At 40.2% G+C, this 12,421-nt stretch carries 7 protein-coding genes and 2 rRNA genes; 6 read left to right on the top strand and 3 right to left on the bottom strand.

Annotated elements, in window-relative coordinates; all coding sequences use genetic code 11:
- Positions 1-82: 82 nt before the first annotated feature.
- From rrf (I6F47_RS19530) to glsB, 3 genes are all read left to right on the top strand, one after another.
- Positions 83-197 (top strand): 5S ribosomal RNA (gene rrf, locus I6F47_RS19530).
- Positions 198-260: 63 nt separating this feature from the next.
- A 5S ribosomal RNA gene (gene rrf / locus I6F47_RS19525) occupies positions 261-375 on the top strand.
- A 552-nt stretch (positions 376-927) separates the two neighbouring features.
- Complete coding sequence (glsB, locus tag I6F47_RS19520) at positions 928-1,851, top strand: glutaminase B (RefSeq protein ID WP_007584683.1); 924 nt, start codon at positions 928-930, stop codon at positions 1,849-1,851.
- A gap of 37 nt (positions 1,852-1,888) precedes the next feature.
- Here the strand turns inward: glsB and I6F47_RS19515 are convergent, their stop codons facing one another.
- Positions 1,889-3,193, bottom strand: coding sequence for an inosine/guanosine kinase (locus tag I6F47_RS19515; RefSeq protein ID WP_010554383.1), 1,305 nt, complete (start codon positions 3,191-3,193; stop codon positions 1,889-1,891).
- 178 nt (positions 3,194-3,371) lie between these two features.
- Here I6F47_RS19515 and tadA point away from each other — a divergent pair, with 178 nt between their 5' ends.
- The gene (tadA, locus tag I6F47_RS19510; protein ID WP_033026952.1) at positions 3,372-3,887 is read left to right on the top strand and encodes a tRNA adenosine(34) deaminase TadA; all 516 of its coding nucleotides are present in this window, start codon (positions 3,372-3,374) and stop codon (positions 3,885-3,887) included.
- 2 nt (positions 3,888-3,889) lie between these two features.
- On the opposite strand, the gene I6F47_RS19505 is transcribed toward tadA, so the two are convergent.
- Together I6F47_RS19505 and mltF are read right to left on the bottom strand one after the other, a co-directional pair.
- Positions 3,890-4,057 carry a hypothetical protein gene (locus I6F47_RS19505; RefSeq protein ID WP_007584688.1) on the bottom strand — a complete coding sequence of 56 codons (168 nt, stop codon included), beginning with the start codon at positions 4,055-4,057 and terminating at the stop codon, positions 3,890-3,892.
- A gap of 163 nt (positions 4,058-4,220) precedes the next feature.
- Complete coding sequence (gene mltF, locus I6F47_RS19500) at positions 4,221-5,729, bottom strand: membrane-bound lytic murein transglycosylase MltF (protein WP_101217691.1); 1,509 nt, start codon at positions 5,727-5,729, stop codon at positions 4,221-4,223.
- Between the two features lie 211 nt (positions 5,730-5,940).
- Here mltF and purL point away from each other — a divergent pair, with 211 nt between their 5' ends.
- Together purL and I6F47_RS19490 are read left to right on the top strand one after the other, a co-directional pair.
- Entirely contained in the window at positions 5,941-9,831 is a 3,891-nt protein-coding gene (purL, locus tag I6F47_RS19495; protein WP_165722904.1) for a phosphoribosylformylglycinamidine synthase, read from the top strand.
- A 121-nt stretch (positions 9,832-9,952) separates the two neighbouring features.
- On the top strand, positions 9,953-12,421 hold the full coding sequence (locus I6F47_RS19490) for a YdbH domain-containing protein (RefSeq protein WP_197184395.1): 2,469 nt from the start codon (positions 9,953-9,955) through the stop codon (positions 12,419-12,421).

The following is a 12,421-nucleotide window of genomic DNA, read 5'->3' as shown; positions in this document are numbered from 1 at the left end:
ACTTAGAAAGACTTAAAAAATATTATCAGATATTTTCCAAATTCAGTTAGTGCGTAGCGATACGGATTAACGCCCAAATTTGCTTGGTGACAATAGCGTTTTGGACCCACCTGATTCCATGTCGAACTCAGTAGTGAAACGAAACAGCGCCGATGATAGTGTAGCATTTGCTATGTGAAAGTAGGACATTACCAGGCTTCAAATTCAGTCGAAGGACTTTAATCTTAATAATTAAAAATAAGAAAATTGAAAAGAATTTTCTTGGTGACAATAGCGTTTTGGACCCACCTGACTCCATGCCGAACTCAGTAGTGAAACGAAACAGCGCCGATGATAGTGTAGCATTTGCTATGTGAAAGTAGGACATTACCAGGATTTAATTAAGAGAAACCCGTTACAGCAATGTAACGGGTTTTTTGCTGTCTGGGCTTTAATAAATAGCCAAAAGCCCAGACCGATCTCAGTAGTTGTCGCTCCTACATATCATGTGCTCTACGGCATTTGTATTCCTATACATTAAACAAAACAGCTTGAAGGCTAACAATAGTGTAGCATTTGTTATATGCCCCTCTACCGCTGTGCGTAGCACACAGACCTCAAATTGTAGAAAAGTAAAATTCGCAAATTAACATACATATACATCAACACCTATCACGTAGGTCGGGCGAGCGTAGCGACTCCCGACGCTAAAATCATAAAAATCTCCGCTCGACAATGAGTTCGTAGCATTTGCACTACAACTCTTCACCGCAGTGGGCATCATGACATTACCAGGATTTAATTAAGAGAAACCAGATACAGTAATGTGACGTTTTTTTCTATTTAAATTTAGTAAAATCTCACCGTTAAATTCGACAACAAAACTAGGTGCACTTAATAGCGCGTGTTAAAATCCAATTTTTATGAATGACGATATAGAGGTCTAGATTGCCTACAGCTGATTACCAAAAGGTGCTTGATGAAATAGCACATGAAGTACGTCCTTTATTATCACAAGGGAAAGTAGCTGATTATATACCGGCGCTTGCCGAGGTTGATCCGGAACAATTTTCTATCGCTATTTATACAACTGATGGTGAAACTGTATGTGCGGGGGATTGTTCTCAACGCTTCACTATTCAATCAGTTTCTAAAGTTATGACACTTACTATGGCACTACAGCGTTATGGTGATGAACTTTGGCATAGAGTCGGAAAGGAACCCTCAGGCACAGCCTTTAACTCGCTTACACAGCTTGAGTTTGAAAAGGGGATTCCTCGTAACCCATTCATCAACGCAGGCGCAATTGTAACGTGTGATGCATTATACAGCCGCTTATCTGCGCCAATGCATTCTATGCTCGAAACCTTCAGGTTATTAGCTGGTAATAGAGGCATAGTAATTGATAAAAAAGTCGCTAATTCAGAGTATGAGTTCAGACACCGAAATGCTGCGATGGCGCATTTGATGAAATCGTTTGGTAATTTTGAAAACGAAGTAGATGATGTTTTGTGGGCTTACTTTAATTTTTGTTCTATTGAGCTCAACTGTATTGAATTAGCAAAAGCTTATAATTTTTTAGCTAATAAAGGTGTTGATAATCGATCGGGCAATCGTGTTTTAAGTAGTCGTCAGAATAAACAGCTTAATTCGCTTTTATTCACGAGTGGTTTATATGATGCTGCGGGTGATTTTGGTTACAGAGTGGGCATGCCAGGTAAGTCGGGAGTGTCAGGAACTATTTTAGCTGTGTTACCAAATAAGTTTACTGTAGCTGTTTATTCTCCGGGGCTCAATTCATTTGGTAATTCGGTTGCAGGAATTGCAGCGCTGGAACTGCTATCTAAAAAGCTCGATATTTCTATTTTTTAGGAAATAGATAGGGAGCAATAATTGCTCCCACCGTTATTTATTGTTCCCAATAAACTTGTTCTAAACAATCTTCACGTTCAGGTAAACCACGAGATAAACGCGGAGAGTGCTGAACTAATACTTCATAGCTCGCTCGGTTAGCATATTTACTAATTTGCGATAGTGACGAGTAAGTAATAGCTTGTTGCTGATGTTTAGCTGAGTTTGCCACATTAAGCTTATGGTAAACATTCGCTGACAAATCATGTAGTACAGCCGCAAGTGCGCAATCACCTGCACCATTGGTGTTTTTGATTGAATCAGGTCCACCCATAAATGGGGCCGTATGACTATATGCTCTGATAGGTTCATCACACTCATCTTTACGCATAGCTCGTGAGAATTCGTAACGGTTAAAATCAGGTATGGCGCCTGGTAGTAACGGGTATTCGGTTTCACGCTTTAAGCTTTCGTCTACGTAGCCGGCCATAAATAAGCCTTTTTCGCCAGCGGTACAAATAACTAAGTCTACCCAATCAAGTGCTTTATCAGCAGCTAGAAGAGGATCTTCAAAACCTGTAATAGCTAAACCTTCTTCTTCGTTCATAGCAAGAATATCAACATGCTTTTCAACAAAGTTTGCCCACCAAGTAGGGTCTTGTTCAATTAAGAACTTAGTACCGAGTGTAAGCACAACTGGCACACCTGCGTCATTAGCGTATTTTACCGCTTGCATAGTGGCTTCAGTCATTGTTTCGCTACCTTGAGTACGCATAAGATAGGCACTAATCACTAACGCTGATGAATTCTCAATAAGGTCTTTATCGATAGATTCAGGACGTAAGTGATTCATTAGGCCTGCACTTATTGCAAAAGTACGCTCACCGGTTTCATCAATTAATGTAAAACAACGGCCTACAGGCCCATCAACTGGTTGAAGGTAGTTTAAGTCTACACGGCTTGAGGTATTACATAAAAAACGGTAAGCGTAGCTACCTATTTTTATATTTTCGCTCATTACGCCTAATAAAACTGAGCGATCATCTGCAAGTACAGAGTAGTTGTGCATAGTGTTACCAATGGTTCCACCGGCAAACTCAAAATCAACCATATTGTTTAATTTTAAACGATCGTATAAGGCGTTTGTTGTATCGCTATCAATAACTTGCGACATCCCCCTACGTAGTTGAAATTCGTCAAGGAAAGCTTGATCAACTTTTGCCTCTATATCAACAACGATCTGATCGATACCCGTAATATAACTACGTTGTAATCGCTCTGTTGCGTTAAGTTGATTGGTAAGTGGATCTTTGGCTTCCACTGGAAAATAATGTTTATGCCTGCGGCGTCCAGGAAATTTCATTTGCTACCCGTGTTGTGAGCTAAATAAAAAAAGCGTGAGATTATAGCGTAAATCAGCACGAGTGAGCCATTACAAACGGGTAAATATTGTTTTATTTTTGGAATAAAGTAATGAATGGCGCACTTTAGAGTGCTAACTAGGTATAATTACAGCATAAAAGGCTATTTAAGTAGAAATAATGAACGAACCATTTGATGATTCCTACTGGATGGAACAAGCGCTTTTGTATGCAAAGCAAGCAGAGCTGCTTGATGAAATTCCGGTTGGAGCAATTGTAGTCAAAGATAACCAGCTAGTTTCAGTCGGGTATAACCGCTCAATAACGGATAATGACCCATCTGCCCATGCCGAAATGATTGCAGTGCGAGAAGCTGGAAAAGTCCTTAACAATTACCGCTTAATTGATTGCACCCTATACGTAACGTTAGAGCCTTGTTCTATGTGTGCGGGATTGTTAGTGCATAGCAGAATAAAGCGTTTAGTATTTGGAGCAGTCGATGCTAAAACAGGGTCTGCGGGTTCAATTATGAATTTATTACAAGAGCCTAAGTTAAATCATCAAGTTGAGGTGTGTGGTGGTGTTTTGGCACAGCAGTGCGGTGATACTATTTCGAATTTTTTTAAACGTAGAAGAGCGCAAATTAAAGCAGCTAAGAAAGCTGCTCGTGATGAACAAATAAATAAGCCTAACTAAAGCTAACTAGCGATTGGCTCTATTTCTGATTCAGCCATTTGCTGCATAGCAAACATTCGGCGACGCCAGATGATTTTTTTGTGTAGTTTTCGCAACATAACACGACGACGTGTGGCCGTTGAATAAATGACATTGCGTTTTAATCTTTGTGTGCGTCTACGTTTTAGCATGTTTTCTCCTAATGCAAGAGTGAGAAAGGCACGGGTATATCTTATAAAATAATGATATACAATTAACACACATTAGTGATCATTTGGTGACAAGTAAACAGATATTTAATTTACTTAAATTTTGCTTACTGACATACTCAATAAACGGGTACTTATATTAATCTTAGCCATTGTTTTCACTCGACTGTTCGGGTTCGATTATAGGTTGTTGTTTTTCTGTTTGAGCTTCATCTGCCTTACTTTTTACTTCACTTTTTTCGTTTAGTTTTAGCTCAGTATCAGTGCTCAACTCTGTAATTGGTTCTGGCTCAGGCTCTGCAGCAATAGCATCATTTTCATCTAGCCAAACAAGTGCATCGTAATAGCGACGAATATTATCGACATATTTAACAGCTACATCGCCTCGGGCATAACCGTAGCGAGTTTTACGGTAATAGCGCTTTTTAATTAATAGCGGTAGGCGTTTTTTTACATCAGCCCATTTGTCAGGACTTGCGCCTTGCTGTTCGGTAATTATACGTGCGTCGTTAACGTGCCCCCAACCTACATTGTATCCGGCCAAAGCAAGCCATGTGCGGTCGGGTTGCGGGATACGGTCAGGAATACGTTTAATAAGCTTGCTTAAGTATTTAGCGCCACCACGAATGTTTTGCTCTGGTTCTAACCGGTTAGTAACACCTACTTGTTTGGCTGTACTGCGAGTTAGCATCATGATGCCGCGCACACCTGTTGGTGATTTAGCGCGAGGATTCCACATAGATTCTTGATAGCTTAGTGCCGCTAATAACCGCCAGTCAAGGCTACCTGCATATTGTTCAAACCATGGCTGGTATGTTGGTAAGGTTTCTTTAATTGCTTCGATATAAGCAAGGGTATTTACATAGTTAAATTGGCGTACGTGACCAAAGTATTTTTCTTCAAGTACATAGAGCTGGTTACTTTGCTTAACGTCACCAAAAAATGGCACCAACAACGCATATAAAGAGTCGTCTTTAGATTTATTAAGTATCCATGCAATCGGGTCGTTATGGCTAACTGAAAAACCAATGCTTAAATTTGGGTGATAACGGCGAAACAGCGATAGCGTATGCGTATCAGCGAGTGTGTAATCTATCTCGCCATCAATAACTGCTTGAAGTAGTTCTTCTTCATCAAACTCTTCGCTTTCTATCCAAGTGAGATCTGGATTGTTCTTCTTCATTTTTTGTAGAGTAAGCGAGTGGCTACTTTTAGCTATAACCGTAAAGTTGCCATCTAAATCGTCAAACTCTCGAGGACGAACGCGCCCTTGTTTATAAACTAACTTTTGGCTGATTGTTCTGTAAGTTGGTCCGTAACGGTATTGCTCTGCACGGGTTTTATTATAGGTAAGTCCTGACGCTATTAAGTCTAAATCACCGCTTTCAAGGCGTTCAAACATGTCAGATAAGTTAAAGAAAGGGACTATTTCAAGCTCTACACCTAAATATTCAGCGAAGGCTTGAGATAACTCATATTCAAAGCCTTGCTCACCTTGAACGGCTTGATAATAATTACTAGCACTGGCAAGGGTACCCACACGTATTTTATTGTGTTCTTTTATTTGGGCGAGTTGAGTTGGCTGCTCTTGCATATCGCATGCACATAACAGCATAACTAAAGTAATGATTATTATTAGTTTTTCTTTCAACATTGAGTGCCCCTTAAGCTCGCCAGCCACTGTTATAGCAAAACTAAGCTATCGCGTCACTTTACGTTTTATTTTATTAACCAAAAGAGGCTATAAATAAAGCTAAAAAGTTAATTTTATGAAAAGCGTAATTTTGAGTTAAATCTGAATGCTAATTGGACTATAATGCGTGCCTAAAATATCGTTCAATCCCTAACCCCGGATGAAATTACCTATGTTGATCCTACGTGGTGCACCAGCACTGTCAGAGTTCAGAGTTAATAAAATTTTAGCGCGTTGCCAACAATCGCAACTTCCAGTCACTAACGTATACGCCGAGTATGCTCACTTTGCCGATTTAACATCGCCGTTGAGTAGCTCCGAGCAAACCAAGCTTGAAAAACTATTAACTTACGGTCCAAATATTGCTGAGCATACCCCAGCTGGCAAACTTGTACTTGTTACACCTCGCCCAGGTACCATTTCACCTTGGGCATCTAAAGCAACCGATATTGCCCATAACTGTGGTTTAAAACAGGTTCACCGTGTTGAACGCGGTATTGCTTATTATGTTGAAGGTGACTTAAACGCAGAACAACTTGCACAAGTAATTGCGTTATTGCACGACCGTATGACCGAAGCCACGCATAGTGAGCTTGAAGATGCTGCACAACTGTTTCGCAGTGATGCACCGCGCCAAATGTCGTCTGTTGATATTTTAGGCGGCGGACGCGAAGCATTAGCAATAGCTAATGTTGAGCAAGGTTTTGCCCTTGCTGATGACGAAATAGATTACTTGGTAGAAAACTTTATAAAGTTAGGACGTAACCCTAACGACATCGAATTGTTTATGTTTGCACAAGCAAACTCAGAGCATTGTCGCCATAAAATATTTAATGCTGACTGGACAATTGATGGAAAAGAGCAGCCAAAATCGCTGTTTAAAATGATTAAAAATACGTTTGAGTTAAATCCTGAAAATGTATTGTCGGCGTATAAAGATAACGCGGCAGTAATGAAAGGCTCAAAAGCGGGTCGCTTCTTCCCAAATGCGCAAGGTGAATATGCGTATCATCAAGAAGACATTGAAATACTAATGAAAGTTGAAACTCATAACCACCCAACAGCTATTGCGCCATTCTCTGGTGCGGCTACAGGTTCTGGTGGTGAGATTCGCGATGAAGGCGCAACTGGTCGTGGCTCTAAGCCAAAAGCAGGTTTAGTTGGCTTTACTGTATCAAACTTACGTATTCCAGGTTACGAGCAACCATGGGAAAGCGATTTTGGTAAGCCGAGTCGTATTGTTAACGCGCTTGATATAATGACAGAGGGTCCACTAGGTGGCGCTGCATTTAATAATGAGTTTGGTCGTCCTAACTTATTAGGCTACTTCCGTACTTACGAAGAAAAAGTAACAAGCCATAATGGCGAAGAAGTACGTGGTTACCATAAACCAATTATGCTTGCCGGTGGTTTAGGTAATATTCGCTCTGATCATGTTCAAAAGGGCGATATTCCTGTTGGCGCTAAATTAATTGCGTTAGGTGGACCTGCAATGAACATTGGTTTAGGCGGTGGTGCTGCATCAAGCATGGCTTCAGGTCAATCAAACGAAGATTTAGATTTTGCTTCAGTACAACGCGAAAACCCAGAAATGGAACGTCGTTGCCAAGAAGTTATCGATAAATGTTGGCAGCTAGGTGATGAAAACCCAATTGCATTCATCCACGATGTAGGTGCTGGCGGTTTATCAAATGCGTTTCCTGAGCTTGTTAATGATGGCGGACGTGGTGGTAAGTTCCAATTACGTAGCATTCCTAACGATGAGCCAGGCATGGCACCACACGAAATTTGGTGTAATGAATCACAAGAACGTTATGTACTCGCTGTTGGCGTAGAGGACTTTGATCGCTTTGAAGCAATTTGTAAGCGTGAACGTGCCCAGTACGCTGTTATTGGTGAAGCAACAGCTGAACCTCACTTAACAGTGTCAGACAGCCATTTTGAAAATAACCCTGTTGATTTACCGCTGGACGTATTATTAGGTAAAGCACCTAAAATGCACCGCGATGTAACGTCAAAGCAAGTTGTTGGTAAAGCGCTTGATACTACATTAATAAATGCAGCAGATGCAGCGCAGCGCTTAATGCGTTTACCAGCCATTGCAGAAAAAACATTCCTAATAACAATCGGCGATCGCTCAGTTACGGGTTTAGTAGCGCGCGATCAAATGGTCGGTCCTTGGCAAGTACCTGTTGCTAACTGTGCAGTAACTGCGGCAACGTATGATACTTACCACGGTGAAGCTATGTCACTTGGTGAGCGTACTCCTGCAGCATTACTTAATTACGGTGCATCTGCTCGTTTAGCGGTAGCTGAGTCGTTAACTAATATTGCCTGTGCAAACATCGGTAGCCTTGAAAACATTAAGTTATCGGCAAACTGGATGGCAGCAGCGGGTCACCCAGGTGAAGATGCTGGTTTATATGAAGCTGTTAAAGCTGTAGGGGAAGAGCTTTGTCCTGCGCTTGGTTTAACGATTCCAGTGGGGAAAGATTCTATGTCAATGAAAACGACATGGAAAGATGAAGGTGACTCACAAGAGAAGTCAGTAACATCGCCGCTTTCACTGGTTATAACTGCGTTTGGTCGTGTTGACGACGTACGTAAAACAGTAACGCCACAACTGCGCACAGATAAAGGCGACACATCGCTTATATTAGTTGATTTAGGTGCGGGTAAAAACCGCATGGGCGCATCAAGCCTTGCGCAAGTTTATAAGCAATTGGGTGATGTAACACCTGATGTTGATAGCCCAGAGTTATTAAAAGGCTTTTATAACGCAATGCAAGCGCTTGTGGCTGATAGTAAGTTACTTGCTTATCATGACCGCTCAGACGGTGGTTTATTTACCACAGTAGCTGAAATGGCGTTTACGGGTCATACCGGTGTAACGATTGATTTAGCTGGTTTAACAGGCTCTGACATTGAAGCGCTTTATAACGAAGAGCTAGGTGCCGTAATCCAAGTAGCAAATGCTGATTTAGATGCAGTAAATGCGGTGTTTGAACAACATGGTATAGCAGCAATTAGCCACAACATTGGCACGCTTAACAGTGATGATACGATTATATTTAACCGTGGCGAAAATACGGTACTTAATCATACGCGTACTGATCTTCGTACTATTTGGGCTGAAACAACGTATCAAATGCAAGCACGCCGTGATAACCCTGAATGTGCTAAGCAAGAGTTTGATGCAAAATTTGATGCAAAAGATCCAGGCTTAAACGTAAAACTTAACTTTGATTTAAACGAAGATATAGCTGCACCATACATTGCAACCGGTGCTAAACCGCAAATGGCTATTTTACGTGAGCAGGGTGTTAACTCTCATTTAGAAATGGCGGCAGCGTTTAATCGCGCAGGTTTTGCAGCCGTTGATGTACACATGAGCGACATTTTAGAAGGTCGTTTAACACTAGAACAATTTAAAGGTTTAGTGGCCTGTGGTGGTTTCTCATACGGTGACGTACTTGGTGCGGGTGAAGGTTGGGCTAAGTCTATTTTGTTTAACGACATGGCACGCGATCAGTTCCAGAACTTCTTCCACCGTGAAGATACCTTTAGTTTAGGTGTATGTAACGGTTGCCAAATGTTATCAACGTTAAAAGAGTTGATCCCTGGCACAGAACATTGGCCGCGCTTTGTAACTAATAAATCAGAGCGTTTTGAAGCACGCTTTAGTTTAGTAGAAATACAAGAAAATCCATCAGTGTTCTTTAACGGAATGGCTGGCTCGCGTATGCCTATAGCGGTTTCTCATGGTGAAGGTCATGCTGAGTTTGCAAACGATGCAGCCACTAAAGCGGCGCTTAATAGCGGCACTGTAGCGGTTAAGTTTGTAGATAACTACGGTAACCCTACAACGCAGTACCCAGCTAACCCTAATGGATCTCCAGAAGGTATTACAGGTATTACGTCAACTGATGGTCGCGCCACTGTAATGATGCCGCATCCAGAACGTGTATTCAGAAGCGTTGCCAACTCTTGGCATCCTGATGAGTGGGTCGAGGATAGCCCGTGGATGCGTATGTTCCGTAACGCACGTAAAAACGTAGGTTAATTACATTTGCGTTTATACAAGTTAGATTCATAATCTTACTGTAAAATAAAAAAGGCTGCATTGTGCAGCCTTTTTTGATTAGTATAGTTTTAGCTAAAAGCACAAAGCATTTAAGGATAGTATGTTTAAGCGAGTTGGTTTAATTGTTGGCGTTGTATTGCTAAGTACCTTGCTGCTTGGTTATGTATTTCGCTTGCCGCTATTGCAGTGGGTTATAGCGCCTGAGCTCAAAAAAGCAGGCATTACGTTAAGTTGTCTCGATTTTTCAATTACGTCTGAACTAAATATTCATGCTGATAAAGTGTGTGTAAATTATCAAAATCAACAGTTACAACTGACGGATATTGCTGCAAATACAAAGCGTGTAGATATTAAAAATGCAGTGCTAACGGTTAATTCACTCCCTAAAAGTGATAATGCTAATCAACTTGCTAAAAATCTCGATTTAGCGCTTCCCTTAAATCGCCCATTAATCAGCATTAAACAGTTTGTAGTAAAAAGTGACGAGCTCAATAAGCCACTTAAAATAAGTATATTAGAACCCACACTAAATAAATTTAATGTCACGGGTGATATAAACGCGAGTGCAACTTTGACTGCTAATAAAGTAAGTGGTCAGTTTACGATTAATGACACTCTTTTAAAGCAAGTTATAAACACTAAAAATACATTAATTGCAGATGCTAATTTTAATACTCAGCAAGCGTTTAGCTTTGATGGTATAGAACTTGAATTAAATGGCGATATTAGCTCCCAGTTTGCTCACACGTATGAATTTTCTCATACAAATCAGCAGTGCCAGATTAACGTATTAACCACGGGCAAGTTGGCGACTCGTTTTAATTTAAATAGCCAAGTGTTAATGTTTAATACCGATTTGCTTAATAACAAAATTAATCTAACACCAAGCTGTACTGAGTTAATTCCACCGAGTGAATATGCAGGCTTTATTAGCAAACAAGTTCCTTTAAATTGGCAACTTAAACTCCCTCAATCAATTCGCTTAGAGGGTAGTGAGCTCAGTGTACCTGTAATTAATTTGATGAGTGAAGGCGATAAGCTATTCGATTTTTTAATAACAGATACAACACTAAATATTACATCTCCATTTGAGTACTTACAGACAACTTTATCAGCTCAAATAAATACACCCGATATAAATAATATTAACGTTAATGCTCAGTTATCTGGCGCTGTAATTAAAGGCGATTACGCCGTTATGCTTGAAAGCTTGCCTGAGTTTGTTCCTGCAACAGCGAATGGGCTTAGCCTTAGTGGTCACTTTAATATAAGTGAGTTTATAGACTCAAAACCAATTGGGCTTATAAATGCTAAATTAACGCTTAATAGTGTAGATGCGTTTGATATAAGTGCAGTGCAATACCAAGGTGATTTAACAGCAAAAATGGATAAACAGTTAAACGCAGAGGTAGCGTTAACTCAGCGATTAAAAAGCGCAGAATATAAAGAATTTAAAGTCACAGATATAAGTAACACATTAACAGCAAATACTAATTTAGGCGTAGGTGAGTTATTTGCTAATCTAACAGCAAAAACGAATATAAAGGCTGTTAATAGCCCCGACATAAAACTTAATAATATAAAAGTAGAGTCTACAGGCTTGCAAAGTCGTGCACTAAAATCCACGCATCACGCATTTATAAACGATGTTGAGTTAGTTATAAATCATCATATGTCGTCGCAAGCTCATCCGTTTGAAGTCATTATTCCTGAACAAAGTACGCTGCTGTTAAATGCGCTTATTAGGCAATTTGAGCCACTTGCACAACTAACAGAGGGCGAATTTAATGGCTATATTAGTGGCGATATAAACTTACAAAATGCACTGTTCAATATGGGGATTAGTCATACAAGTGCACTGTATAACGATTACCTTGCGAGTGATTTAAACAGTGTATTTAGCGGGGAATATAATTCAGGTAAGCTTAATGTAAAACCAACTACCTTTAATTTAAATGAGTTTAGAGCGGGTGCCGTAGTTAAAGCGATTGAAGGGCAATGGCAAGTTAGTAGCAATACCGCGCTTATAAATGATGTAAAAGGAAGTGTGTTTGGCGGCGAGTTTTCGTTAGATACCTACACAATAGGGAAGCCAAACCAAGTTGCTAATGTTAAGTTTGAAAACATTGATGCAAGTAAACTCGTTACACTCGACGATAAGTCGGGCATTGTATTAACGGGACGCTTGGCGGGGTCTTTACCTGTCCATTTTGATAGTGGAAAAATTGAAATAATTGACGGTAGCTTATTTAGCCAAGGAACAGGTAATTTAAAAATTACCAATAATGCCGCGTTTGATTCAGTAATGCAGCAACAGCAAGAATTGCAACCTGTATTAGGACTATTAACTAATTTAGATATTCAAAAACTTAATAGCAGTGTGGCATTAAAAAACGATGGCTGGTTAAAGCTTGGGGTTAATTTACAAGGCTATAATAAACAAGAGCAGCAGCAAGTTAACTTTAATTATAACCACGAAGAAAACGTATTTACACTTTTACGCGCACTGCGTTTAAGTGACGAAATTACACAGAAAGTTGAGCAACAATACTCACAAAAAGGAAACTAA

The sequence above is a fragment of the Pseudoalteromonas sp. NZS37 genome (assembly GCF_015864265.1).
In the GTDB taxonomy this organism is placed as follows: Bacteria; Pseudomonadota; Gammaproteobacteria; order Enterobacterales; family Alteromonadaceae; genus Pseudoalteromonas; species Pseudoalteromonas arctica.
The sequence above is the reverse complement of the archived record's forward strand: the minus strand, read 5'-3'. Positions and strand labels throughout refer to the sequence as shown.

What these genes read in the sequence shown, in the direction of transcription:
- I6F47_RS19515 (WP_010554383.1), bottom strand. Translation starts at nt 3,193, where the DNA reads ATGAAATTTCCTGGACGCCGCAGGCATAAACATTATTTTCCAGTGGAA.
- tadA (WP_033026952.1), top strand. Translation starts at nt 3,372, where the DNA reads ATGAACGAACCATTTGATGATTCCTACTGGATGGAACAAGCGCTTTTG.
- I6F47_RS19505 (WP_007584688.1), bottom strand. Translation starts at nt 4,057, where the DNA reads ATGCTAAAACGTAGACGCACACAAAGATTAAAACGCAATGTCATTTAT.
- mltF (WP_101217691.1), bottom strand. Translation starts at nt 5,729, where the DNA reads ATGTTGAAAGAAAAACTAATAATAATCATTACTTTAGTTATGCTGTTA.
- purL (WP_165722904.1), top strand. Translation starts at nt 5,941, where the DNA reads ATGTTGATCCTACGTGGTGCACCAGCACTGTCAGAGTTCAGAGTTAAT.
- I6F47_RS19490 (WP_197184395.1), top strand. Translation starts at nt 9,953, where the DNA reads ATGTTTAAGCGAGTTGGTTTAATTGTTGGCGTTGTATTGCTAAGTACC.